Source organism: Bradyrhizobium sp. WYCCWR 12699 (assembly GCF_032144035.1).
In the GTDB taxonomy this organism is placed as follows: Bacteria; Pseudomonadota; Alphaproteobacteria; order Rhizobiales; family Xanthobacteraceae; genus Bradyrhizobium.
In genome coordinates this window covers 32,565-56,541 of sequence record NZ_JAVTJN010000006.1, presented here as the reverse complement: position 1 = coordinate 56,541, position 23,977 = coordinate 32,565, and the positions used below count along the sequence as shown (strand labels likewise).

20 protein-coding genes and 1 tRNA gene are annotated in these 23,977 nt (G+C 65.1%); 9 read left to right on the top strand and 12 right to left on the bottom strand.

Annotation, left to right across the window (positions count from 1 at the left end):
* Positions 1–155 precede the first annotated feature (155 nt).
* The 5 genes from RPS27_RS07060 to RPS27_RS07040 form a co-directional block, all read right to left on the bottom strand.
* On the bottom strand, positions 156–509 hold the full coding sequence (locus tag RPS27_RS07060; protein WP_259209080.1) for a response regulator: 354 nt from the start codon (positions 507–509) through the stop codon (positions 156–158).
* 543 nt (positions 510–1,052) lie between these two features.
* The gene (locus tag RPS27_RS07055; protein ID WP_313753946.1) at positions 1,053–1,466 is read right to left on the bottom strand and encodes a hypothetical protein; all 414 of its coding nucleotides are present in this window, start codon (positions 1,464–1,466) and stop codon (positions 1,053–1,055) included.
* Positions 1,467–1,874: 408 nt separating this feature from the next.
* Positions 1,875–1,950 (bottom strand) — tRNA-Lys (locus RPS27_RS07050).
* A gap of 316 nt (positions 1,951–2,266) precedes the next feature.
* Entirely contained in the window at positions 2,267–4,933 is a 2,667-nt protein-coding gene (locus RPS27_RS07045) for a glycosyltransferase (RefSeq protein WP_212068609.1), read from the bottom strand.
* 251 nt (positions 4,934–5,184) lie between these two features.
* A complete protein-coding gene (locus RPS27_RS07040) occupies positions 5,185–5,775 on the bottom strand; it encodes a beta-1-3, beta-1-6-glucan biosynthesis protein (RefSeq protein ID WP_211416966.1) in 591 nt (196 codons plus the stop codon).
* Between the two features lie 352 nt (positions 5,776–6,127).
* Here RPS27_RS07040 and RPS27_RS07035 point away from each other — a divergent pair, with 352 nt between their 5' ends.
* Entirely contained in the window at positions 6,128–7,687 is a 1,560-nt protein-coding gene (locus RPS27_RS07035; RefSeq protein WP_211416967.1) for a beta-(1-6) glucans synthase, read from the top strand.
* Here RPS27_RS07035 and RPS27_RS07030 read toward each other — a convergent pair.
* The 4 genes from RPS27_RS07030 to RPS27_RS07015 all read right to left on the bottom strand — a co-directional run bounded on the left by RPS27_RS07030 (position 7,647) and on the right by RPS27_RS07015 (position 10,360).
* On the bottom strand, positions 7,647–8,027 hold the full coding sequence (locus tag RPS27_RS07030) for a hypothetical protein (RefSeq protein ID WP_212068610.1): 381 nt from the start codon (positions 8,025–8,027) through the stop codon (positions 7,647–7,649). The two genes, RPS27_RS07035 and RPS27_RS07030, sit on opposite strands and share 41 nt — an antisense overlap.
* An 88-nt stretch (positions 8,028–8,115) precedes the next feature.
* On the bottom strand, positions 8,116–8,271 hold the full coding sequence (locus tag RPS27_RS07025) for a hypothetical protein (protein WP_194408058.1): 156 nt from the start codon (positions 8,269–8,271) through the stop codon (positions 8,116–8,118).
* A 101-nt stretch (positions 8,272–8,372) separates the two neighbouring features.
* The gene (locus tag RPS27_RS07020; protein WP_211416969.1) at positions 8,373–8,813 is read right to left on the bottom strand and encodes an MgtC/SapB family protein; all 441 of its coding nucleotides are present in this window, start codon (positions 8,811–8,813) and stop codon (positions 8,373–8,375) included.
* Between the two features lie 137 nt (positions 8,814–8,950).
* On the bottom strand, positions 8,951–10,360 hold the full coding sequence (locus RPS27_RS07015) for a hypothetical protein (RefSeq protein ID WP_212068611.1): 1,410 nt from the start codon (positions 10,358–10,360) through the stop codon (positions 8,951–8,953).
* Positions 10,361–10,529: 169 nt separating this feature from the next.
* Between RPS27_RS07015 and glmU the strand changes: the two genes are divergently transcribed.
* Together glmU and RPS27_RS07005 are read left to right on the top strand one after the other, a co-directional pair.
* Complete coding sequence (glmU, locus tag RPS27_RS07010; protein ID WP_212068612.1) at positions 10,530–11,885, top strand: bifunctional UDP-N-acetylglucosamine diphosphorylase/glucosamine-1-phosphate N-acetyltransferase GlmU; 1,356 nt, start codon at positions 10,530–10,532, stop codon at positions 11,883–11,885.
* 47 nt (positions 11,886–11,932) lie between these two features.
* A complete protein-coding gene (locus tag RPS27_RS07005) occupies positions 11,933–12,118 on the top strand; it encodes a hypothetical protein (RefSeq protein WP_212068613.1) in 186 nt (61 codons plus the stop codon).
* 8 nt (positions 12,119–12,126) lie between these two features.
* On the opposite strand, the gene RPS27_RS07000 is transcribed toward RPS27_RS07005, so the two are convergent.
* Positions 12,127–12,345, bottom strand: coding sequence for a hypothetical protein (locus RPS27_RS07000; RefSeq protein ID WP_194408063.1), 219 nt, complete (start codon positions 12,343–12,345; stop codon positions 12,127–12,129).
* 221 nt (positions 12,346–12,566) lie between these two features.
* On the opposite strand from RPS27_RS07000, the gene glmS reads away from it, so the two are divergent.
* From glmS to RPS27_RS06985, 3 genes are all read left to right on the top strand, one after another.
* Positions 12,567–14,393: a glutamine--fructose-6-phosphate transaminase (isomerizing) gene (gene glmS / locus RPS27_RS06995; protein WP_211416973.1), complete on the top strand. Its 1,827-nt coding sequence runs from the start codon at positions 12,567–12,569 to the stop codon at positions 14,391–14,393.
* A gap of 84 nt (positions 14,394–14,477) precedes the next feature.
* Positions 14,478–15,248 (top strand): DUF502 domain-containing protein, encoded by a 771-nt coding sequence (locus RPS27_RS06990; protein ID WP_211416974.1) that lies wholly within the window; start codon positions 14,478–14,480, stop codon positions 15,246–15,248.
* A 103-nt stretch (positions 15,249–15,351) separates the two neighbouring features.
* Entirely contained in the window at positions 15,352–16,209 is an 858-nt protein-coding gene (locus RPS27_RS06985) for an NAD(P)-dependent oxidoreductase (RefSeq protein ID WP_212068614.1), read from the top strand.
* 10 nt (positions 16,210–16,219) lie between these two features.
* Here the strand turns inward: RPS27_RS06985 and RPS27_RS06980 are convergent, their stop codons facing one another.
* Positions 16,220–16,741, bottom strand: a complete 522-nt coding sequence (locus RPS27_RS06980; protein ID WP_212068615.1) for an AAA family ATPase — start codon at positions 16,739–16,741, stop codon at positions 16,220–16,222.
* Positions 16,742–16,877: 136 nt separating this feature from the next.
* On the opposite strand from RPS27_RS06980, the gene panE reads away from it, so the two are divergent.
* Positions 16,878–17,807, top strand: a complete 930-nt coding sequence (gene panE / locus RPS27_RS06975; RefSeq protein ID WP_211417494.1) for a 2-dehydropantoate 2-reductase — start codon at positions 16,878–16,880, stop codon at positions 17,805–17,807.
* Here panE and recG read toward each other — a convergent pair.
* Positions 17,804–19,912 (bottom strand): ATP-dependent DNA helicase RecG, encoded by a 2,109-nt coding sequence (gene recG, locus RPS27_RS06970; protein WP_212068616.1) that lies wholly within the window; start codon positions 19,910–19,912, stop codon positions 17,804–17,806. The two genes, panE and recG, sit on opposite strands and share 4 nt — an antisense overlap.
* Positions 19,913–20,097: 185 nt before the next feature.
* On the opposite strand from recG, the gene RPS27_RS06965 reads away from it, so the two are divergent.
* Together RPS27_RS06965 and mfd are read left to right on the top strand one after the other, a co-directional pair.
* Positions 20,098–20,388: a succinate dehydrogenase assembly factor 2 gene (locus RPS27_RS06965; protein ID WP_194408069.1), complete on the top strand. Its 291-nt coding sequence runs from the start codon at positions 20,098–20,100 to the stop codon at positions 20,386–20,388.
* On the top strand, positions 20,385–23,903 hold the full coding sequence (gene mfd / locus RPS27_RS06960; RefSeq protein WP_212068617.1) for a transcription-repair coupling factor: 3,519 nt from the start codon (positions 20,385–20,387) through the stop codon (positions 23,901–23,903). Before RPS27_RS06965 ends, mfd begins: the two co-directional genes overlap by 4 nt.
* Positions 23,904–23,977 lie beyond the last annotated feature (74 nt).

The window sequence follows — 23,977 nt, the reverse complement described above, 5'->3', positions numbered from 1 at the left end:
CGCAACTCCTACTCTCAGGTAAGGAAATTGCTGCGGCAGGCTATCGTTCCGCGATCGACTGCGGGCGCGGGCCTTTTTCGAGGCCGGCTTGGCGCAATTGACGGCCGGCAATTGTCAATCGGCGCGCATCGACGGCGGCCGGCTGGGGCCTGCGACTACTTGCCGGTGAGCGACGTCATCGCATCCAAAAGACGTTCTAGTCTGAACGGCTTCTGCAGCATGATGCTGCCTGACACCGGCCGCGGAGCGGAGTGCGTGTACCCGGTGGCGTAGATGACCGGCATGCGCGGATTGGATTGCCTACACTGGATGGCAACGTCCCAGCCCGTCAGCGAACCTGCCAGCTTGATGTCAGTAAACAATAGATCGGGCGCCGCTTCGGCGCAGAGCTGAAGCGCGCGCTCGCCGCTATCAGCTTCCATGACCTCGTGCCCATGCGTCTCTAGGATGTCGACCACCACATCCCGGATCAGGTCTTCGTCTTCGGCTACAAGAACGCGCAAAATCATCCTCCGTCGCGCTCTTCGTCCACGACGTGAGGACCTATGCGCAGAAAACGCGGTCCCGGCGAGTGGGGCCGCTTCCTCCGGCTCGGCCGACGAGCCAGCGAGATTTAAGCCAGGGTAAGGGCCTTTGTTCCTGTCTAACTGCTGAGCCGTCTAGTCGACCGATCGATTCCGAGTAGGTCGGAACGGCGCCGATTACAGGCCATCGTGGCTGCGGACACCCAAGCTGCTCTGCAGAGCCTAGGTGAGCGGGATGGTATCCACCCGCAGGCAGGGACGGCACTGGTAGGCGTGCACCGCGGGAAGCGTGAAGATGGCCGGCAGTGTCGCCAAAAACGTCATCGGCCGTCTGCACTTGGAGCAGATCAGAACGGGCGGACTGTCTTTCGCTACGCAGATCATCGCCAAAATGCCCAAGGAAGGAGGGCACATTAGGCGCATGCTGCGGGGAGTTCATCTCGGGGTGACTACTGGAGTCTATCGGAATCTGGCGCGGTTATTTGCGCACGAGGCAAAACCTGTCCTGCGCGCTGCCTGGACAGGTCGTCAACTGCCCTTGGCGCCTGACGATGGCTTGTAGCGAGCTTCCAACTCCGGGAACGGCTCATAGGGAGGATAGCCACATTGGAGTTTTGCGTTGACCGAAAGAATGGCCGGCGGCGTGCCATCATCATAGATAGCGATCAGATGATGCTGGAGGATCAATCCGTCGCCGAATCTAAATTTGGAGCCAATCCGGACGCAGACACTCCACCTGCCTATGCCCGGGCGGGGTGGAGTGATGGCTGCGCTTATGATTTCGTCGGCGTTCCAAAACGTATTCTTCACCGCGAGGATCGCTGCCTTCGCATCCGGCGGGCGCGGCTCGCTTGCAGTCACCTGCGAGCCGGCCGGTTGATGACTGGTCGTCTGGCAGGCAGATAATGCAGGAAGTGCAACGAGTGTGGCTGCGGCTAGCATTCTCGCAATATGCAACTGAAACTCCCACGAGCGAGCGCATGCCCACATTGCATTAAACATCTGGCGACGTATTGAGGTTGAACAACACGCCGCAGTAGAGCGCAAGATCTAGCTTTTGGTCGTCACTTTGGCGCCTGCCGAAGTCTGATTGGCACCCATAGGGCAACGTCAGTACGGCGTGGAGGATTGCGCGCGAGTCGGCGCGAGTTCAGGCTGAAGGCTTCTACCGCCATAGCGACCAGCCCGGGATCGGCACCATCGCGATCGCGGCCAGAGTAACGGTCGGTCCGCTCGGTTCAGTTTCGGACGTGCCGCCATAGACCTTGGGCCGGTCCCGACGAGTGTTACCTTGACGTACCCGGATGCGACGAGGAGGTCGTCCTTCGCTGCTAAGTCAATGATCAGGCTTGGTGAGCGCGCTGGGGCTCGAACCCAGGACCCCGTGATTAAAAGTCACGTGCTCTACCGGCTGAGCTACGCGCTCCCATGGCCGCTGATGGCTTTGACGAAGGTCGCCATCGTGTTCGGACATTCGAGAAGCATGTCTTGCCGCTACGCGCGATTTGCGTCGCGGGGAAAAACCGGCTGTTTCCGGATCATGCTTTCGGCCTGCGCTGTGTAGGGGGAGTGGCTGCGCAGGTCAATAGTGCGGGGCGCTGCCGAAACTCATGGCAGCAGCGGGGATTTGCTCGCAGTCTCCGCAGCTTAGGCCGGAATTCTCAACCCGATTGGCGGGCCACCATTCACGTCGAAGAGCTCGTGACTTTTAATCACGAGGTGTCAACCGGCCGGGACGCCCGTCAGTTGGTCTCCCGCCGCACTTCGTTCGGCACTGCCTGCGGCGCGCCGACGGGGGGCAGTGCGACGGGGCGGAGGCCGATCAGCTCGGCGGTGCGGATCGCGCTGTCGCGCCAGAACTGGAACGAGTTGATGCGGCTGAGCTCGAGGATGGCGATGGCGACGGCGGCCAGGAACGGCAGGCTCTGCAGCACCAGCACGCCGGCGAAGATGTAGATCTCGGTGATCTGCCGGAAACTGTTGGAGGCGATCAGGACGCCGGCGCCGACCAGGAGCAGGGTGCCTATCACGGCCTCCCAGAACGCCTGAAACTCGATCGACATGCGGCTGAGACCGCCCTTGGAGGTGCGGGCGAAGGCGATGTGCTCTGTGATGAGGCCCTGCGCCACCGCGCGCGACACCGTCCACTGCACGCTCATCGCCGCGATCATGGCGCCCAGCATCTGGCCGGGCTTGATGGCGACGCGGGCGCGGTACATCGACAGGAAGTGCACCAGCGAGACGATGAAGGCGCCGATGATCGGCAGCGTCAGGATCTTGTCGGGAATGGCGATGTCGGCGAAGGCGACGATCGGCACCCAGACGAGATTGAGCAGAGCCACCACAACGCCGAGGCTTTCGGCACCCAGCCAGTTCAGCCAGCCGAGGCCGTATTCGCGCTTCTGGTCGGCGGTCAGCCGGCTCGCGCCGGGCAGGAAGCGGCGCCAGTGCTTCTTGACGATCTGCAGGCCGCCATAGGCCCAGCGGTGGCGCTGCTTCTTGAAGGCCTCGTAGGTGTCCGGCAACAGGCCCGCGCCGTAGCGGGTGTTAGTGTAGTGGGTGGTCCAGCCGAGCTCCTGGATCGCGAGGCCAAGATCGCTGTCCTCGCAGATCGTGTCGGACGACCAGCCACCCGCCATGTCCATCGCGGCGCGGCGGATCAGGCACATCGTGCCGTGCACGATGACGGCGTTGAGCTCGTTGCGCTGGACCATGCCGATGTCGAAGAATCCGGCATATTCGCCGTTCATGATGTAGTGCATGATCGACAGATCGCCGTCGCGGTGCTCCTGCGGCGCCTGCACGAGGCCGACGCGCGGATCGGCGAAGGCGGGCACGAGGTCCTTCAACCAGTCGGGCTCGACCACATAGTCGGCATCGAGGATGCCGATGATCTCGGCATCCGCGGCAGTGCGCTCCATCGCGATGCGCAGCGCGCCGGCCTTGAAGCCCTGCACCTTCTCGGCGTTGATGAACTTGAAGCGTTCACCAAGCGCGCGGCAGTGATCCTGGATCGGCTGCCAGAACGCGGGATCCGGCGTGTTGTTGATGATGACGACGCATTCGTAGTTCGGATAGTTCAGCCGCGACAGCGCATCCAGCGTCTGCTTCAGCATGTCGACCGGCTCGTAATAGGCCGGAATGTGGATCGAGACTTTCGGGCAATATCCTTCGGGCACGTTCTCGACCGGCTTGTCCCTGGTGATCAGCCGTTGCGGCGGCCGGCCGAAGGCGACCGCGGCGATCTCGTCGATGCGCGCCATCGCGATGAGGACGAGAGGAACAAGCAGGATCATGCCGAGCGTCAGCGCGAAGGCCGAGCCGAAGATGAAATAATGCCCGTTCCAGAACGCGAACACGGTCGCCGCCCAGGCGCCGACGCCGTTGGCTGTCGCCGACAGCAGGAACGCCTGTTTCGCGGTCGGCTTTTCAATCCGCAGGATCGGCAGCGACAGGAGGATGCCGACCAGCAGCGCGATGCCCATCAGCTTCCAATAGTCGGGGTTCTCGACCGGGCCGGTCCAGGCGAATTTCGGCTCGCGGCTGGCGTTGAGGATGCCCCAATACGGACCGACGCCGCCTTCGAAATACTTCCAGGGCTGATCGATGGCTTCGACGATGTTGTAGTCCATGCCAAGCGCGTCGGCGCGGCTGACGAAGTTGCGCAGTGTCAGGGCTTGCTGGAACGGACCAGGGTCCGCGTTGCGCAAATTATAACCCGCGCTCGGCCAGCCGAATTCGGCGATGACGATGCGCTTGCCCGGAAACTGATTGCGCAAAAGATTGTAGCGATCCACAGCCTGGTCGACCGCTTGGTCCGAGCGGAAATTTTCCCAATAAGGCAGGACGTGCGCGGCGATGAAATCGACGTTGGAGCCGAGCTCGGGATTGTCGCGCCAGATGTTCCAGATCTCACCGGTGGTCACGGGCACGCGGACCGCGGCCTTGACCTGCTTGATCATCTCGATGAGGTCTTCGACCTTCTGCTCGCCGCGATAGATCACCTCGTTGCCGACAACGACGCCGTTGACGTTGCTGTTCTTGCGGGCGAGGGCGATCGCGGCCTCGATCTCGCGCTTGTTGCGATCCTTGTCCTTGTCGATCCAGGCGCCGACCGTGACCTTGAGGCCGAACTCGGCCGCGATCGGCGGCACCAGTTCCACACCGCCCGTGGACGAATAGAGACGGATCGCGCGCGTCATGGTCGACAGCGTCTTGAGGTCGGCGCGGATTTTCTCGACGGTCGGGATGTTGTCGATGTCGGGGTGGGCCGAGCCCTCGAACGGCGCGTAGGACACGCTCGGCAGCAGGCCCTTGAAATCGGGCGCGGGTTCCTTGTCGCGCAGGACCCCCCATAGTCCAGCGTGAAGCGCAGACACAAGCAACAAAACGGCGGCGACAACGCGCATCGCGGCTAAACCAAAAGGGGCTGAGGGGGCAGGGAAGCGGATCCGACCCCGAGATCCGACCAAGTCCGCGGCAAAGGGAGCATATCTCCGCCGCGCGGTTTCACAACTGTCATGGCCTCATGTCCTTATGAGGGCATGGCCTTTTTCGAACGACGCGCGGCAGTGCCAACCGCGTCTATGGCCGATCGTTCCTGAACGAGAGCTGAAACGACCGAGTCTATTTAGGATCCAAGTCCGTTCGAGATCTTGGGCTATTTCGGGGGCGCCGGCGACGGGCTTGCCGCAGGCGAGGGGCTCGCGGCCGGCTGCGGCTGCGCATTGTTGGCGGCCGGAGCCGCCGGCTGGGCGGCCGAGGCCGCCGCCTGCTGCGGCTGGGCCGCCGGGTTGATCCAGCAGGCGTGCACGCGGCTGTCCAAGGTCTCGGCGACCTTGGGGTCGATCTGGCCGCCGAACCGGGTCAGGCAGCGGAACGCGGCCTGGATATGGCCGCCGGGGCAGCCGAAGCGGTCGTAGAGGTCGAGATGGCGGAACGCGGTATCGAGGTCATCCCGCCACATCAGCCGCACCACGCGCCGGCCGAGCCAGACGCATTCGGGATTGCCGCCCGGACCGTTGATGACCTGGGCGGCTTCCGCGAACTCGTCGGTGCGGCGCTGGTTCTGGGCGGCATCCTTGGCGGCGTCGGCAGGCTGGGCGGCGGCCTTGCCCTGATCCGGGGCCGGCGTGCCGCTCTGGGCGGAGGCGCCACCGAGACCGGCGAAAACGAGAAGGCAGGAGACGGCCAAGGTGGCGGCGAACTGCCGCAGGACCGCATTTCGTGACTCGAACACCCGTTGCCGCATGAAATCCCCAATGTATGCGCTGGCCGTCCGCGTCAGGATCCCGCGGACGCGTCGGTGATGGCGTCCAAATGGGTCTCCAATGCGGCGGAAAAGTCTTTCGGAGTCCATGACCTGTATTTGGAATTTTGTCCAGCAAAGTCACGATGCTAGGCCTTGGTCGAACGGCCGCAGCCCGAATCCTTGGAGGAGAATCGGAACGCTCGAATGGATTGGCATCTGGGCACCCGCTTGGACCCCCCTTGGCAGACGGCGTGCAAGCAGGTAATCGACGGACCCTTCGCGGAGGACGGAACCGATTTCTCTTCGTACGCCACTGGCGCTTCTGCTCGTTTCACTGGGTGCGATTGCTGCCGTGTGGTGGTGGTTGGCGACGCCGATCACGCTCGCGCGCGCCCCGATCGATCCCGCGGACAAGGTCCAATGCGTCTCCTACGCGCCGTTCCGCGGCGAGCAGACGCCGCTGGAGGCGTGGACCCATATCGACGCCGAGCAGATCGAGCAGGATTTGCGCCAGCTCAAGGAGATCACCGACTGCGTCCGCACCTATTCACTGGAGAACGGGCTCGACCAGGTGCCGGCCATCGCCGCCAAGGTCGGCGGACTGAAGGTGCTGCAGGGCATCTGGCTCTCCAGCAACCGCACCAAGAATTATGAGCAGGCCGGGCTCGCCATCCGCCTCACCAAGGAATTCCCCGGCATCATCACGGCGGTCATCGTCGGCAACGAGGTGCTGCTACGCGGCGAGATGACGATGGCGGACCTCGTCTCCATCATCCGTCTGGTGAAGACGCAGGTCAGCGTGCCCGTCACCTATGCCGACGTCTGGGAGTACTGGCTGAAGAACCGCGAGGTCTATGACGCCGTCGACTTCGTCACGATTCACATCCTGCCCTATTGGGAAGATTTCCCGATCAAGGCGAAATTCGCCTCGGCCCATGTCGAACAGATCCGTGAGCGGATGGCGGTGGCGTTTCCCGGCAAGGAAATCCTGATCGGCGAGACCGGCTGGCCGAGCGAGGGTCGCATGCGCGACGGCGCGCTGCCGTCACGCGCCAACCAGGCGCGGGTGGTCTCGGAAATCCTGGCCCTGGCGAAGGCGCAGAAGTTCCGCGTCAATCTGATCGAGTCCTACGACCAGCCGTGGAAGCGCAAGCTGGAAGGCACCGTCGGCGGCTATTGGGGCCTGTACGACTCGGTGCGCCGGAGCCTGAAATATCCGCCGGGCGAGCCGATCAGCAATTTCCCCTACTGGAAATGGTACATGGGCGCGGGCATGGGCCTGTCCGTGCTGGTGTTCGCGGTCGCCCTCATTACGCTGCGCCGGCGGCCGTGGACGCCGCGCTTCTCGGCCTGGCTCGGGGTCGCGATCTCGGCGACGACGGCGGGGAGCCTGCTCGGCATCGGCGCCGACAAGATGTATTACGAGAGCTACGGCATTGGCGGCTGGCTGCTCTGGGGCGCGCTGCTGCTCGCCGGCATCCTGTCGCCGATCTTCTGCGCGCAGGCCATGGTGATCGGCCGCAGCCTGCCGACCTTCCTCGACCTGCTCGGTCCGCGCGAGGGGCGGAAATGGTCGAAGCTCACCGCCGTGCTGGGCCTGACGCTCGCGGTGGCGGCGGTGATCGCGGCCGCGACCGCGCTCGGCTTCGTTTTCGACCCGCGCTACAAGGATTTTCCCTACGCCGCGCTGACGATGGCGGTGGTGCCGTTTGCGCTTCTGATGCTGAACCGGCCGCAGACCGGCCAGCGTCCGATCGCGGAATCGGTGTTTGCGGGCGTGCTGGCGCTGTCGGCGGTCTTCGTGCTCTTCAACGAAGGCCGCGACAATTGGCAGTCGCTGTGGACCTGCGCGATCTATCTGCTGTTCGCGCTCACGCTGTGGCGGGCGCGGGCCGAGCAAATCCAAGAATGAACAGGCCGATTGCAAGGCCCGACAGCACGACATTGTAGAGCACGATGCCGAGGCCGGCCGCGATGATGCCGACCGTCAGCAGCACGATCGACGGCCGCATTAGGTTCAGCATCGCAACCACCAGCGCAACGATGCCGAACACCGAATTCTTGAACAGCACGGTCGAGACTGAGCGCCCCTTGCAGATCAGCGTCTGAAGCCCGGCGTCGCAGGCGAGTGCGACCTGCGACAGCTCGATCGCGAGGTAACGCAGATAAAGTGCATAGCCGACGGATGCGAAGCCGACGACGATCAGGAACTGCACCTGGTAGGGCGTGAGGCGGAAGGGCTTTTTTGTCATGGCGGCAATATGGTCGGGATGGCGGGGGCAGGCAACAGGGCAGGTGACGTTTCTTGTCCGGCTGGCTTAGGGCGTGTGCGATGAGCCGTCAGAGCCGGCTTTGCGTCCGGCTCTGTTCCGCCAGCCGGCGCTCGTATTTTTCAGCCAATGCGAGCAGTCGCTTCCGGATATGGGGATCCGCCCGGTCCGCCAGCTCTCGGATCAACGCCAGCTGCTCCCGCAGGAAATTCGCGTCCGCCGTCATCTCCGCTCCGAATCAAATCCGTCGCGGATCATGCCGGGTTACGTCGGCTTCGTTCGTATCATTTGGTACGCTCGCCCGACCGGCGCGCGCCGGCGGCCAGGCTATTTCAATCCCAACCGGCGCTCGATCCAGCCGAGAACGAACAGCACGAGCAACGTGACCGTGATCGCAGCGCCGACGAGGAGCCAGGCTCCCAGCGCGCATGCAATTCCGAGCCCCGCCGCGATCCAGACGGTCGCCGCCGTCGTGAGGCCGTGAACGGTCTTCGCCTTGGCATCGTGCAGGATGACGCCTGCGCCAATGAAGCCGACGCCGGTCAGCACCCCGGCGACGACGCCCTGAATGACCCGGGAGATCGCATCCGGATGGTCGCGCAGATTCTGAAACTCGATCACGGAGATCGACACGAGCGCGGAGCCGAGCGCCACGAGCGAGAGCGTCCGCATTCCCACCGGCTTGTCGTTCATGTCGCGGTCGATGCCGATCAGCAGGCCCGTACCCGCCGCAACGAGAAGTCTCAGCACATCGTCAAGTTCGTTCATGGGATTCCGCGAGTTTGGAAGGAGACGCGACGCGTGGAGCGCGCCGTGAATGAACGCAAATCCGCGGCAAATGGGCAGCGCGGATCGCAGCGTCCGATCGCCGCATGCAAGCGGTTGCCGTCGAGATGGGCGGCGTCCTACCGCCTGAAGAAGGATGTCAGTGTCGATGCCGCCGACGCGGTCTCCGGCTTGGCCGGTGCTGGCGGCGCTGCGGGCGGTGGCGCGGGCTCCTCGCGCTTCGACGATCGCTTTGAAGAATAGCCACGGCGGCGCTGCGGCTTTTCGGGCTTGGCGCTGGGCGCGGGCGCGGTTTCGGCTTGCGGGGCCGCGTCCTGGTTTTTCTCCGTGTTCTTCTCTTGAACCCTGTCCTGAGACTTTTCCTGTCCCTTCTCCGCCTTTTCCGAGCCGCGCATCGACAGGCGCTGGCCGTCGAACACGGTGGTCTCGCAATGACGGTTGCTCTCAGCGAGGCTCGCGCAGAATTTCGCGGCGGCGGCGGCGTTGACCAGGGGGCCGGCGCCCAAGCGGAGCTGCATTCCGAGCCCGGTATTGCCTTCCTTGATCATGATGATCGGTCGCAGCGCCGCGATTTCCGGATTGGATTTGGTCACGCCGCGCCAGAGCGCGCGCAGGCCGTCCACCGAATTGGCACCGCCGAGATCAATCGCGAAGCGCGTCTGCTGAACCGCGATCGCGGGGGACTCGCTCTCGGTTGCTTCTGCTGGCTTGGCGGCTGCCACGACGGCTTCGGTCGGACCGGGTGTCGGCTCGATCTTCTTCTCGGAAACCTTCTCGTTCGTCTCCGGCTGCATCAATTTCGATGCGGCCGGATCGGGCGGCGCCATGATCGACTTGGACGGTACCAGCGAGACGGCCGGCAAAGCTGAAGTCATGGAAGGCGACTGCTGGACTAGCGAGGCGGCAGCGGCAGTCTGCGGCGGCGGGCTCGGCGGCTCCTTTGCAACTTCCTTCAGCGTGTCCCTGGATGCTTCCTTGGAAGTATCTCTGGACGTGTCCTTGGAGGTGTCTTTGGACGTCTCCTTGGCAGCCTCGGTCCGAGGCTTGTCGGCGGCGGCAGCAGGCGTCGAGGCTACCGGTGCGACGCTCGGGGCTGCGGGCCCGGCATCCTGTGCCTTACCGGCCTGCGGTGCCGCAGTGGTCTGCTTGGCGATGGCGCCGGTGACGGAATCGAGCCCTTGCTCCAGCACGGTGACGCGCGAATACAGCCGGTCGCGATCGGTATTCAGCGTCTCGATGGCGGCAGTGAGCCGGCGAGCCTCGTTCTGGCTCTCCCTGGTGAGCAGCTGGAGCCGGTCGGCCTGGCGCGCCAGATCGGCGGACGCAACCTGGTCGCGCCGCCAGCCGAGCTGAGCCTGATTGGCCATGACCGCGATGGTGACGGCGGCAACGGCCGCCACGCCCCACGAGCCGAGCCGCCACATCATGCGGCGGTCGAATGCGCCTTCCTCAGCCACAAGTCCGGAGAATAGCCCGCCGGTCTCCTTGGTGCCGAAGGCATCCGCCAATGGGTCGGAATCCTTTGCCATGAACGTTAAGTGCCCAGCCCCGAAGCTTCCCCGAATCAATCAGGGAACATTAACAGGAAAACCCCGTCGCACTTGAATTCCGGGCGTTTGCGGGGGTAGCAAGGCGAGACCCTTTGCGGGTGGCCCGCCCGTCGCGCCAAATGATTCGGCCGTATCTGACAGGATTTCGATGACCGCCCGTTCCAGCCTCACGATCGTGCTCGCCGCCGGCGAAGGCACGCGCATGCGATCGAGCCTGCCGAAAGTGCTGCATCCGGTCGCTCACCAGACGCTGCTGGCCCATGTGCTCGGCGCGGCGCCCAAGGGAATCGGCAGCTCGCTCGCGGTCGTGATCGGTCCCGACCACCAGGCGGTCGCGGACGAGGCCAAGCGCATCAGGCCCGACGCACTCACCTTCGTGCAGGCCGAGCGGCTCGGCACCGCGCATGCGGTGCTGGCGGCGCGCGAGGCGATCGCGCGAGGCGCGGACGATCTTCTGATCGCCTTCGGCGATACGCCGCTGATTTCGGCCAAGACCTTTGCACGGCTGCGCGCGCCGCTCGCCAAGGGCGCTGCGATCGCCGCGCTCGGTTTTCGCGCAGCCGATCCCACGGGTTACGGCCGCTTCATCGTCGAAGGCGACCGCCTGGTCGCGATCCGCGAGCAGGCCGACGCCAGCGAAGCCGAACGCAAGATCGATCTGTGCAATGCCGGCGTGATGGCGATCGACGGCCGCCGGGCGCTTCAAATCCTCGGGCAGATCGGCAATGCCAATTCTAAGGGTGAATATTATCTGACCGACGCGGTCGAAATCGTCCGCAAGCAGGGATGGGAGTCCGTGGTGATCGAGACCAGCGAGGACGAGGTGCGCGGCATCAATACCAAGGCGCAGCTTGCGGAAGCAGAGGGCGTGATGCAGGCGCGGCTGCGCAAGGCGGCGATGGAAGCCGGCGTCACGCTGATCGCGCCGGAGACGGTTTATCTCGCCGCCGACACCGTGTTCGGCAAGGACGTCACCATCGAGCCGTTCGTGGTGATCGGCCCCGGCGTGTCGATCGCCGACGGCACCGTGATCCATTCCTTCTCGCACATCGTGCAGACGACGCTCGGCAAGAACGTTTCGATCGGCCCCTATGCGCGGCTGCGGCCCGGCACCTCGCTCGGCGACGGCGCGCGGATCGGCAATTTCGTGGAGACCAAGGCGGCGACGCTGGAGGCGGGCGTCAAGGTCAATCACCTTTCCTATATCGGCGATGCCACCGTGGGCGCCAACTCCAACATCGGCGCCGGCACCATCACCTGCAACTACGACGGCTTCAAGAAGCACAAGACGGTGATCGGGCAGGGCGCCTTCGTCGGCACCAATTCCTCGCTGGTCGCCCCCGTCAAGATCGGCAACGGCGCCTATATCGGCTCGGGCTCGGTGATCACACGCGACGTGCCCGACGATGCCATGGCGCTGGAGCGCAACCAGCAGACCATCCGCGAGGGCGGCGCGGCGCGCTACCGCGAGATGAAGACGGGCGGCAAGAAGCCGGAGAAGTAGGCGGCCGCGTGCCGATTGCTGTTCGGTGTTGCCAAGGCGACGCGCTCATGGATGAGGACTTCGTCGACGATACGATCGCATTCCTCGTCAAGCACGTCGTCATGCCGCCCGGACGATGGGTGTTGGAACAGTTCGGCGAGCGCGACCCGACCGAGGTCGCATCCCTGGTCACCGGGCTGACGTTCTGGGCGTTCGTCGTTTTCCTCGTGTTCGCCCTGGTTCTCGGGTGGTGAGGCGTCCGCTATTCGTCGTCGGCGAATTCGGAGAAGATCGCGCGGGTCAGGCGCCAGCCGCGCGGCTTGGCGCGCTTGACCGGCTCACCTTCCGGATGCTTCAGGAAGACCGGCTTGCTTTCCTTGCCGCGCTGGGGCGGCGGCCAATGCGCAAGGTGCGTGCCCGTGGTCTCACTGGCGCGCACGGACATCGATGACAGACCTTTGCGGTCGGACGAGCCTTTCATGGCTTTGCTCTCCTGCACCGGAATCGTTGGTCAAACATGTTGACAACAAGTTAACGCACGCGGTTTAAGGCCGGCCAATTCGACGCAGGCGAAGCTCGGGTCGCGGTCCAGGCTGTCTCAATCAGCAATAATTATTGAGTATATGGTTCCCTGGGAATTTCGCTAAAAACCGGGCGCGTCGTTTAGGCGATTTTTCGACGATTTGGGGGATAGTGATCCGCATGTGCGGGATTGTCGGCATTCTCGGGCGCGAGCCGGTTGCAGAGCAGCTGGTGGATTCGCTCAAACGTCTCGAATATCGCGGTTACGATTCGGCGGGCGTTGCCACGCTCGAAGGCAAGCATCTCGAGCGCCGCCGCGCCGAGGGCAAGCTGAAGAACCTGGAGAAGCGGCTCCAAGCCGAGCCGCTCAAGGGCACGACCGGCATCGGCCACACCCGCTGGGCCACCCACGGCAAGCCGACCGTCAACAACGCCCATCCGCACGCGACCGAGCGCGTCGCCGTGGTCCACAACGGCATCATCGAGAATTTCCGCGAGCTGCGCGAGGAGCTCGAGAAGAAGGGCACGGTGTTCCACACCGAGACCGACACCGAGATCGTGCTGCACCTCGTCGACGATCTGCTCGCGCGCGGCAACAAGCCGGTGGAGGCGGTGAAGCTGGCGCTGGGGCGCCTGCGCGGCGCCTTCGCGCTCGGCTTCATCTTCGCCGGCGACGACGATCTCATGATCGGCGCCCGCAACGGCCCACCGCTTGCGATCGGCTATGGCGACGGCGAGATGTATCTCGGCTCCGACGCCATCGCGCTCGGCCCGTTCACCGACACGATCAGCTATCTCGAGGATGGCGACTGGGTCGTGCTGACACGCAAGAGCGCTGATATCTTCGACAAGGACGGCAACGCCGTCCAGCGCGACAAGATCAAGCACGCCGCCTCGACGTCGCTGGTCGACAAGGCCAATTACCGTCACTTCATGGCCAAGGAAATCCACGAGCAGCCGGAAGTGGTCGGCCACACGCTGGCGCGCTACGTCGACATGGCGACGGAGCGGGTCTCGCTGCCGGTCAAGCTGCCCTTCGACTTCAAGACCATCCAGCGCATCAACATCACGGCGTGCGGCACCGCGAGCTATGCCGGCTTCGTCGCAAAATACTGGTTCGAGCGCTTTGCGCGCCTGCCGGTCGAGGTGGATGTCGCCTCCGAATTCCGCTACCGCGAAGCGCCGCTGCGCAAGGGCGATCTCGCCATCTTCATCTCGCAGTCGGGCGAGACCGCCGACACGCTGGCGGCACTGCGCTACGCCAAGGCCGAGGGCGTGCACACGGTCGCCGTCGTCAACGTGCCGACCTCGACGATCGCCCGCGAGAGCGAGACCGTGCTGCAGACGCTGGCCGGTCCCGAGATCGGCGTCGCATCGACCAAGGCCTTCACCTGTCAGCTCATGGTGCTGGCCAATCTTGCGATCGCCGCCGGCAAGGCGCGCGGCGAACTCTCCGACGAGGACGAGACCAAGCTGGTCCACGGTCTCGTCGAGGTCCCGCGCCTGATGGCGGACGCGCTCACCACCGAGCTCCAGATCGAGAAGCTCGCGCACCGGATCGCCAAGTCGCGCGACGTGCTCTATCTCGGCCGCGGCACCAGCTTCCCGCTGGCGCTGGAAGGCGCGCTGAAGCTGAAGGAAATCTCCTACATCCACGCCGAGGGCTATGCCGCCGGCGAGCTCAAGCATGGACCGATCGCGCTGATCGACGAGACCATGCCCGTCGTCGTCATCGCGCCCTACGATCGGGTGTTCGAAAAGACGGTCTCCAATATGCAGGAGGTCGCCGCCCGCGGCGGCAACATCATCCTGATGACCGACGCCAAGGGTGCGGAAGAGGCGACGGTCGAGTCCCTCGTCACCATCGTCATGCCCGACATGGCGGCGGCTTTCACGCCGATGGTCTACGCCGTCCCCGTGCAGCTGCTCGCCTATCACACGGCTGTCGTGATGGGCACCGATGTCGACCAGCCGCGTAATCTCGCGAAATCGGTGACTGTGGAATAGGCAGACGGGATATCAGTCGGTCGCGGTCTTCCAAAACCTGCTAGAAGACCCTAGCTTGTATGCTGCGACCGACCTGGAACCCGAATGACCCCCCGCGACGACGCGCCTGCGCCTCTTGATCCCCTGCCGGAACCGCATACCGGCCTGATGGGCCGCTTCCGCAATTACTTTCTGACCGGCCTCGTCGTCACAGGGCCGATCGCCATCACGCTGTATCTGGTGTGGTGGTTCGTCACCTGGGTCGACGGCGTGGTGCGGCCATTCGTGCCGCTGGCCTACCGGCCGGAAACGTATCTGCCCTACGTCATTCCCGGCTGGGGACTGGTTGTCGCATTCTTCACGCTCACACTGGTCGGTTTCCTCGCGGCTAACCTGATCGGCCGCACGCTCGTTGACGTCGGCGAAACGTTTCTTGGCCGGATCCCGGCCGTGCGCGCCATCTACCGTGGCCTGAAACAGGTGTTCGAGACGCTGTTCTCGGGCAAGGGCTCGAGCTTCCGGAAAGTGGGCCTGGTCGAGTTTCCCTCGCCGGGCATGTGGTCGATCGTGCTGATCTCGCAATCGCCGAATGAAGAGGTCGCGCGTAGCCTGCCGGGGCAGGAGGAGCACGTCTCGGTGTTCCTGCCGTGCTCGCCGAACCCGACCACCGGGTTCTTCTTCTATGTGCCCAAGAGCAAGATCGTCGAGGTCGATATGAGCACGGAGGATGCCGCGACGCTGATCATGTCGGCCGGCGTGGTGCAGCCCGGCTCGGCACCAGATCCGAAGAAGGCCGCGGCGCTTGCCGGCATGGCGAATGCCGCGCGCATCGCCAATGCGTCGGCGATTCGGCCCGAGCCTGCGAAGGTGGAGTAGGGCCATTCCCGCGCGGGATGGCCGCCGGTCACGCTGCCTTCGCATCCTCTGCTATTCTCCGGTGACCTGAGCGCCTCGCTCGGAATTCGATCTGGAGTGCATGATGTCCAAAACCATCGCGATCCTCGCGCCCGGCGCCATGGGCAGCGCCGTCGCCCGCCGTCTCAGCGAGCATGGCGCGCGGGTGTTGACGTCCTTGAAGGGGCGGAGCGAGGCGACGAAAAAGCGCGCAGCAGACGCCGGCATGATCGGCGCCGAGGACGAGGCGATTGCGGACGCCGACATCATTCTTTCGATCGTGCCGCCGGGTGAAGCCGTCGCGCTGGCCGAGCGGCTGGCGGCGCTGATCGTCAGGCGTGAGAACAAGCCCATCGTCGTCGATTGCAACGCCGTCAACGTCGACACCGTGCAACGGATTGAGGAGATCATCGGCTCGGCGCAGGCGCCCTTCGTCGATGGCGGGATCATCGGCTTTCCGCCGCAGCCGGGCGGCAAGAGTCCTGCGTTCTACGTGTCCGGGGAGCACGCCAAGGACGTCGCGGTGCTCAAGGATTTCGGTCTCGACGTGCGGATCGTCGAAGGCCCGGTCGGCGCGGCGTCCGCTTTGAAAATGTCCTATGCCGGCATCGTCAAGGGCCTCGCCGGCATCGGCTCAGCCATGGTGGTCGCGGCCACCAAAGCGGGCGCGGCCGATGCGCTGCGCGACGAGCTGGCACTGAGCCAACCCGCGATCCTGGCCCGGCTTGAGGTCGCGCTGCCGGACATGATTCCGAAAGCCTATCGCTGGGTCGCGGAGATGCGGGAGATCTCCGGTTTCCTCGGGCCCGACCATCCGGCCAGCCAGATCTACGAGGGCTTTGCGCGCTGGTTCGAGCATCTGGCGGAAGACGCGAAGGGCGAGGCGGTGGATGCCGAACTGATGAAGGCATTTGCCGCGGGGATCGCGCGGAAGAAAACCTGATCGGATGGACTCACTCACCATTCACTGAAACCGAGTCCAGAAAGCCCTGAATGTCCCGGTCGCGCCTCAGGCGGACCACGGGGACATCGGGGCCGTGCTGCAAGCGCTCGGCCTCGATGACGGGCACGCGCTCGGTGTCGTAGCGCCATGCCTCCTGCATCACCTTCCAGTCGAACTGTTCCGGGCATCCCTCCGGCAGATCGGGCCGCCTCGTATCGCGATTGAACGCCGAGCGCCAGAGGATGCGCCACTGGCAGAGCCAGCGCGGACGGTCGATGACAACGAGAATATCGGCGCGTGCGATCGTGAGATCGAAGGCCAGATCCGAGAAGCTGCCGTCGACGATCCAGGCGTCGCCGGCGATGGCTTCAGTGACATTTGCCCGAAAGCTCGCCTTGTCCGATGGCTTCCAGCCCGGCCGCCAATAGAGCACGTCGAGATGCACCACGGGCAGGCCGAGCTTGCGCCCGAGACTCAGGGCGAGGCTCGTCTTTCCGCTGCCCTGGGAGCCAACGACAATGATCCGGCGCATCGCGAGAAGGTTTCACGAAAGCGGCCGCGGCGGAAGGGGCGGTCTGCTACAACAGCTTTATCCAAGCCGTCACGGAGGAGACGCTGCGGAGCGCATCTGCTATTGTCTTTGCGGTTCCTCTGCAACGGGAGTTCGAATGAGAGTGCTGGTGATCGGCGCTGGCGCGCTCGGCGGCTATTATGGAGCTTGCTTGGTTCGAGCAGGCCGCGACGTGACCTTCCTGGTGCGCGGGACGCGGGCCGAACAACTGCGCCTGAACGGACTACAGGTCGTGAGTCCACACGGCGATTTTGCCGTGCAGCCGAGGATCGTTCTGACGAAGGACCTCAAGGAGCCATTTGACGTCGTGCTCGTCGGGGTGAAGGCCTACTCGCTCGATGACGCGATGACCCAATTTGCGCCCGCGGTCGGCCCGAGCACGCTGATCTTGCCGATCCTGAACGGGCTGAAACATGTCGACGCTCTCGCCGCACGTTTCGGCGCCGCGCGCGTCCTCGGTGGTCTCGCGAACGTCAGCGCCGGGCTAGATGCGGATGGCAGGGTGGTTCAGTTCATGGCCAACCAGACCATCGTTTTCGGCGAGGTCGAGGGAGCGCTGAGCGAGCGCGCGCTCGCATTGGAGGGGCTGCTCGACGTTCCCGGCATCGACGTGCGTGCCAGCGAAGCGATCATGCAGGACATGTGGGAGAAGTTCGTTCAGCTCTCGACGCTCGCCGGCATCACCTGCCTGATGCGCGCCAGCATCGGAGATATTCTGGCCGTGCCGAACGGCGAGCAGTCCATTTTCCGCTTGTTCGCCGAATGCTGCGCCGTTGCGACGGCGTCGGGTTTCGAGCCGCGCGCTCCCTTCATCGAGTTCGACCGCAAGCTCTTCACGACGCTGGATTCGCCGCTGAAGGCCTCGATGCTGCGCGACATCGAGCGTGGTTCGGTCACCGAATCCGAGCACATCCTTGGCGATATGGCGAACCGCGCCCGAGCGCTCGGCATCGAGACGCCGCTGCTGGATCTGGCCCGCGCGCATGTGTCGGCCTATGAAGTGGGGCGCCGAAGAGCCGCGAGCTAACCTGCTCCGATCAGCGGGATCGCCTCGTCGCGCTCGTAAAGATACAGCAGGCAGCGCAACGCCTCGCCGCGCTCGCCCTTCAGCTTCGGATCGTCTTTCAGGATGCGCAGCGCCTCGTCTCTCGCCTGGGTGATGAGCTGGCCGTGGACCTCCGAGCGCGCGATGCGGTAGCCGGGCAGGCCGCTCTGGCGCACGCCCAGCACGTCGCCTTCACCGCGCAGCTTCAGGTCCTCCTCGGCGATGCGAAAACCGTCGGTGGTCTCGCGGATCACCTTGAGCCGGGCCTTGGACATCTCGCCGAGCGGCTCGCTATAGAGCAGGATGCAGGTCGAGGCCTCCGAGCCGCGGCCGATGCGGCCGCGCAACTGGTGCAGCTGGGCGAGGCCGAAACGCTCCGCGTTCTCGATCACCATGATGGTGGCCGCCGGCACGTCGACGCCGACCTCGACCACGGTGGTGGCAACCAGAAGGCCGATCTCGTGGGCGGCGAACTGGCCCATCACGCGGTCTTTGTCGGTGCCCTTCATCTGGCCGTGAACGAGGCCGACACGATCACCAAAACGCTTTTGCAGGCTCTCGAAACGCTTGGTCGCGTTGGTGAGGTGCTCGGTGCCCTCGGCCTCGGATTCCTCCACCAGCGGGCAAATCCAGTAGACCAGCTTGCCCGTGTCGAGCGCGCGTCCGACGCCGTCCATGACCTCGCCGAGCCGGCTCATGGCGACGGCGCGGGTGTCGATCGGCTGACGACCTGCGGGCTTCTCGCGCAGCTCGGAGATGTCCATGTCACCGAAATAGGTCAGCACCAGCGTGCGCGGAATCGGTGTGGCGCTGAGCACCAGCACGTCGACGGCTTGCCCCTTCGACGTCAGCGCCAGGCGCTCGCGCACGCCAAAACGGTGCTGCTCGTCGACGATGGCGAGCGCGAGGTCTTTGAAGATCACGTCGTCCTGGATCAGGGCGTGGGTGCCGACGAGCAGATCGATCTCGCCTGCTTCGAGCTGCGTGATGATCTCGCGCCGCTCCTTGCCTTTCTCGCGGCCGGTGAGGATCGCGACGCGCATGCCGGCCCGTTCGGCGAGCGGGGCGATGGTCTTGATGTGCTGGCGCGCCAAAATTTCGGTCGGCGCCATCAGTGCGGCCTGCTTGCCGACCTCGGCGACGGCGGCGGCCGCGAGCAGCGCCACGACCGTCTTGCCCGAGCCGACGTCGCCCTGCAGCAGGCGCAGCATGCGCACCGGCTGCTGCAGGTCCTCGGCGATCGCCGCTGCGGCGCTGCGCTGGGAGGGCGTCAGCGCATAGGGCAGGGCGTCGATGATCTTGTTGCGGAGGTGATCGTCGCCGGCATTGCGCACGCCGGCGGGGCGGCGGAGTTGCGCGCGGATCAGGGCGAGCGCGAGCTGCCCGGCCAGGAGTTCGTCGAAGGCGAGGCGCGACCAGAATGGTTGGTCGGGCAGGATGTCCGTCAGCTCGACAGGCTGATGCACCCGATTGAGCGCTTCGGCTATCGGCGGAAAATGACAGCGTCGCATCACCTCCGGGCTGATCCATTCCGGCAGCGCCGGCAGCTTCTGCAGGGCCTGCGCGATCGCGCGGCGCAGCGAGCCGAGCGCGAGGCCTTCCGTCAGCGGATAGACCGGATCGATGCCGGAGAGTTTCGAGATCGCTTCCTCGTCCAGCACGCGGTCGGGATGCACGATCTGCGGGATGCCGTCGTACATCTGAAGCGTGCCGGAGACGTAGCGCTTCTCGCCGACCGGCAGCAGCTTCTCGACATAGCCCGGCTTGGCGCGAAAGAAGGTCAGCACGACGTCGCCGGTATCGTCGCTGGCGTAGACCAGATACGGCGCGCGCGAATTGCGCGGCGGGGGCGGGCGGTGACGGTCGACGGTGACCTCCAGCGTCACCATGGTTCCCTGCACGGCGTCGCGGATCTTCGGCCGCGCCCGGCGGTCGATCACCTGGCTCGGCAGATGCAGCAGGAGATCGACCAGCCGCGGCGTCTCGTTGCGGCTGAGCAGGTACTGCAGCAGCTTGTCCTGCTTCGGACCGACGCCGGGCAGGCTGGTCACGGCAGCAAACAGCGGATTGAGCAGGCTTGGGCGCATGGATGCGAATCTAGGATCGTTTCGGCCCGTCTTGCCCGGCTTTGTGCGGGGCATCCACGTCTTTTTTCGTACCCTGCGCTGGCCGCTGGGCCATGCCAAATCGAGGGCTGACACGGCCCGGTCGAATGGCTATATCAACCCCGCCCGGCACGTCCGGGCTTTCTGCGTTTGACTGGATTTGAGACATGACGGGAACGACACGATCGAGCAGCGGGCTGGACGATCGCCGCAAGCGGCTTTTGTTCCGCTGCTGGCACCGCGGCACGCGCGAGATGGATCTGATCCTCGGCCGCTTCGCCGATGCCGAGATCGGCCACCTGTCGGATGACGAGTTGACCCAGCTCGAGGCGCTGCTCGAGGTCAACGATCCCGATCTCTATGCCGCCATCACCGGCGACAAGGTGCTGCCGGCTGACGTCACCGGCGCATTGTTTGCCCGCATCAAGGCCTATCCGATCGCGGACGGCGGCGTATGAAACAGGGCATGAAATCGCCGGCCGAGCTGCTTGCGCCCGGCCGAGCGCTGACGCTTGCCAATGTCGCGGAAGGCGCCGAGGGGCTCGTCGTCTCCGATCTCGCGCGCGCCATTGCGGCGCGGCCGAAGAAGCCGGCCGTCAGCCTGGCGGTGATCTGCCGCGACGGTCCGCGCATGCAGCAGCTCGAACGCGCGCTGCAATTCTTCGCGCCCGATCTGCCGGTGCTGACCTTTCCGGCCTGGGACTGCCAGCCCTATGACCGCGTCTCGCCGCATGGCGGCATCCTGGCGCAACGCCTGACGACGCTGGCGCGGCTTGCGTCCCTGACCGGCAGCGACAAGCCGCTGATCGTGCTGACCACGGTGAACGCCGTCGTGCAGCGCGTGCCCGCGCGCGAGCTCGTCGCGGCGCAGGCGCTGTCGGTTGCCCCCGGCAATGTCGTGCCGATGGACACCATCGTCGCCTGGCTGGAGCACAACGGCTACAACCGCTCCTCGACCGTGCGCGAGCCCGGCGAATATGCCGTGCGCGGCGGCATCCTGGACCTGTTTCCGGCGGGCCTCGACCAGCCCGTGCGCTTCGACTTCTTCGGCGACAGCCTGGAATCGATCCGCAGCTTCGATGCCGAGACCCAGCGCACGCTGCTCGACATGCGCTCGCTCGACCTCGTGCCGGTCTCCGAATTCCAGCTCGTCACCGACACCATCCGGCGTTTCCGCATGGGCTATGTCGCCGAGTTCGGCGCGCCCGAGCGTGACGATGCGCTGTACGAGGCCGTCAGCGAGGGCCGCCGCCATCCCGGCATGGAGCACTGGCTGCCACTGTTCCAGGACCGGATGGACACGCTGTTCGACTATCTGCAAGGCGCTCCGATCGCGATCGAGCCGCAGGCCGAGGACGCCGTCCGCGAGCGCTTCAAGCAGATCCAGGACTATTACGAGGCCCGCCGCGATGCGATGGAGCATCCCGGCGGCGGCGCGATCTACAAGCCGCTGCCGCCCGATCGGCTCTATCTCACCGGCGAGGAATGGACCAAGCGCGAGAGCGAGATGCCGCTGGTGCGGCTGACGCAGTTCTCGGTTCCGGCCGATGGGACTGGCGTCGTCGACGCCGGTGCGCGCAAGGGCCGCGACTTCGCGCCGGAGCGCAACGACACCACGGTCAACGTGTTCGAGGCCGTCGTCAGCCACGTCATGGCGCTGCACGCCCAGCGCAAGAAGGTCGTGATCGCGCTGTGGAGCGAAGGCTCGCGCGACCGCATGACCTCCATGCTGCGCGACCACAAGCTGACCCATACCACCAGCGTCAACTCCTGGCGCACGGTGCAGGCGACCCCGCGCAACGAGACCATGCTCGCCGTGCTCGGCCTCGAGAGCGGTTTCGAGACCGACGAGATCGCCCTCATCAGCGAGCAGGACATCCTCGGCGACCGCCTGGTGCGGCCGCGCAAGGCCAGCCGCAAGCTCGACAATTTCATCTCGGAGGTGACGAGCCTTGCCGCCGGCGACATCGTCGTCCACGTCGATCACGGCATCGGCCGCTTCGTCGGCCTGCAGACGCTGGACGTAGCCGGCGCGCCACACGACTGCCTCGAGCTGCATTATGCCGCCGAGACAAAACTGTTTTTGCCGGTCGAGAACATCGAGCTGCTGTCGCGCTACGGCTCCGACCAGACAGGTGTCGAACTGGATCGCCTGGGCGGCGGCGGCTGGCAGACCCGCAAGGCGAAGCTCAAGAACCGAATCCGCGAGATCGCCGGCGAATTGATCAAGATCGCGGCCGCGCGCCATTTGCACGAGGCGCCCAAGCTCCCGGTGCAGCCCGGCCTCTACGACGAATTCTGCGCACGCTTCCCCTATGACGAGACCGAGGACCAGCTGGGGGCCATCGAATCCACGCTGAAGGACCTCGAGCTCGGCCGCCCGATGGACCGGCTGATCTGCGGCGACGTCGGTTTCGGCAAGACCGAGGTGGCCCTGCGCGCAGCGTTTGCCGTGGCGCTCGAGGGCAAGCAGGTCGCGGTCGTGGTGCCGACCACGCTGCTCGCGCGCCAGCACGCAAAGACCTTTACCGAGCGCTTCAAGGGCTTTCCCGTGAACGTGGCGCAGGCTTCGCGCCTGATCGCGACCAAGGAGCTCAACCTCGTCAAGAAGGGTATCGCCGACGGCTCGGTCGATATCGTCGTCGGTACTCACGCGCTGCTCGGCAAGGCCATCAAATTCCGCGACCTCGGCCTCGTGATCGTCGACGAGGAGCAGCATTTCGGCGTCACTCACAAGGAGCGTCTGAAGGCGCTGCGCTCCGAGGTGCACGTGCTGACACTGTCGGCAACGCCGATCCCGCGCACGCTGCAACTCGCGCTGACCGGCGTCCGCGAGCTCTCGATCATCGCTTCTCCGCCCGTGGACCGCCTTGCGGTGCGCACCTTCGTCGCTCCGCACGACCCGCTGATGATCCGCGAGGCATTGCTGCGCGAGCGCTATCGCGGCGGCCAGGCGTTCTACGTGGTGCCGCGCATCGACGACCTCGCCGAGGTCAAGGATTTCCTCGACAAGAACGTGCCCGAGATGAAGGTCGCGGTCGCACACGGGCAGATGCCGCCCGCCGTGATCGAGGACATCATGACCGCGTTCTACGACGGCAAGTTCGACATCCTGTTGTCGACCACGATCGTCGAGTCCGGCCTCGACATCCCCAACGCCAACACGCTGATCGTGCACCGCGCCGACATGTTCGGCCTCGCCCAGCTCTATCAGCTGCGCGGCCGGGTCGGCCGCTCGAAGCTGCGTGCCTATGCGCTGTTCACGCTGCCGGCGCAGCAGAAGATCACCGCGCAGGCCGAGCGCCGGCTCACCGTGCTGCAATCGCTGGAGACGTTGGGCGCCGGCTTCCAGCTCGCTTCCCACGACCTCGACATCCGCGGCGCCGGCAATCTGCTCGGCGAGGAGCAGTCCGGCCACATCAAGGAGGTCGGCTTCGAGCTTTATCAATCGATGCTGGAGGAGGCGATCGTCAACCTCAAGGCCGGCGTGTCCGAGCCCGCCGCCGACCGCTGGTCGCCACAGATCACCATCGGGATGCCCGTGCTCATTCCCGAGGACTATGTCGGCGATCTCTCGGTGCGGCTGTCGCTGTACCGGCGGCTTGCCGATCTCGACACCGAGGAGGAGATCGAGAACTTTGGCGCCGAGATGCGCGATCGCTTCGGCGTTCTGCCCGACGAGGTGCGCTACCTGTTCAAGGTCGCCGCGATCAAGGCGTTCTGCCGCAGGGCCAATGTCGAGAAGATCGACGCCGGCCCGAAGGGCGCCGTCATCGTCTTCCGCGACAATTCCTTCGCCCATCCCGATCGCCTGGTGAGCTTCATCCGCAGCTACGGCCAGGCCGCCAAGGTGCGCCCCGACATGAAGGTGGTGTTTTTGCAGGACTGGGAGACACCGGAGGAGCGGCTTGCCGGCACGACGGAGATCATGCGGCAGCTGGCGCAGCTCGCGGAGAGCAAGAAGGCGGCGTGAGGCTCTTTGTGTCCCGGACAAGCGCAGCGAAGCGGAGCGCAGAGCCGGGACCCGGTTTTTGGAGGCAATGGTGG

Excerpts from the sequence above, each read along its gene's own strand:
- RPS27_RS07015 (WP_212068611.1), bottom strand. The coding sequence starts at position 10,360 with ATGGCAAAGGATTCCGACCCATTGGCGGATGCCTTCGGCACCAAGGAG.
- recG (WP_212068616.1), bottom strand. The coding sequence starts at position 19,912 with ATGCGCCCAAGCCTGCTCAATCCGCTGTTTGCTGCCGTGACCAGCCTG.
- RPS27_RS07055 (WP_313753946.1), bottom strand. The coding sequence starts at position 1,466 with ATGCTAGCCGCAGCCACACTCGTTGCACTTCCTGCATTATCTGCCTGC.
- glmU (WP_212068612.1), top strand. The coding sequence starts at position 10,530 with ATGACCGCCCGTTCCAGCCTCACGATCGTGCTCGCCGCCGGCGAAGGC.
- RPS27_RS06990 (WP_211416974.1), top strand. The coding sequence starts at position 14,478 with ATGACCCCCCGCGACGACGCGCCTGCGCCTCTTGATCCCCTGCCGGAA.
- panE (WP_211417494.1), top strand. The coding sequence starts at position 16,878 with ATGAGAGTGCTGGTGATCGGCGCTGGCGCGCTCGGCGGCTATTATGGA.
- RPS27_RS07030 (WP_212068610.1), bottom strand. The coding sequence starts at position 8,027 with ATGACAAAAAAGCCCTTCCGCCTCACGCCCTACCAGGTGCAGTTCCTG.
- RPS27_RS07045 (WP_212068609.1), bottom strand. The coding sequence starts at position 4,933 with ATGCGCGTTGTCGCCGCCGTTTTGTTGCTTGTGTCTGCGCTTCACGCT.
- RPS27_RS06980 (WP_212068615.1), bottom strand. The coding sequence starts at position 16,741 with ATGCGCCGGATCATTGTCGTTGGCTCCCAGGGCAGCGGAAAGACGAGC.
- RPS27_RS06985 (WP_212068614.1), top strand. The coding sequence starts at position 15,352 with ATGTCCAAAACCATCGCGATCCTCGCGCCCGGCGCCATGGGCAGCGCC.
- RPS27_RS06965 (WP_194408069.1), top strand. The coding sequence starts at position 20,098 with ATGACGGGAACGACACGATCGAGCAGCGGGCTGGACGATCGCCGCAAG.
- RPS27_RS07040 (WP_211416966.1), bottom strand. The coding sequence starts at position 5,775 with ATGCGGCAACGGGTGTTCGAGTCACGAAATGCGGTCCTGCGGCAGTTC.
- glmS (WP_211416973.1), top strand. The coding sequence starts at position 12,567 with ATGTGCGGGATTGTCGGCATTCTCGGGCGCGAGCCGGTTGCAGAGCAG.
- RPS27_RS07060 (WP_259209080.1), bottom strand. The coding sequence starts at position 509 with ATGATTTTGCGCGTTCTTGTAGCCGAAGACGAAGACCTGATCCGGGAT.
- RPS27_RS07000 (WP_194408063.1), bottom strand. The coding sequence starts at position 12,345 with ATGAAAGGCTCGTCCGACCGCAAAGGTCTGTCATCGATGTCCGTGCGC.
- mfd (WP_212068617.1), top strand. The coding sequence starts at position 20,385 with ATGAAACAGGGCATGAAATCGCCGGCCGAGCTGCTTGCGCCCGGCCGA.
- RPS27_RS07020 (WP_211416969.1), bottom strand. The coding sequence starts at position 8,813 with ATGAACGAACTTGACGATGTGCTGAGACTTCTCGTTGCGGCGGGTACG.
- RPS27_RS07005 (WP_212068613.1), top strand. The coding sequence starts at position 11,933 with ATGGATGAGGACTTCGTCGACGATACGATCGCATTCCTCGTCAAGCAC.
- RPS27_RS07025 (WP_194408058.1), bottom strand. The coding sequence starts at position 8,271 with ATGACGGCGGACGCGAATTTCCTGCGGGAGCAGCTGGCGTTGATCCGA.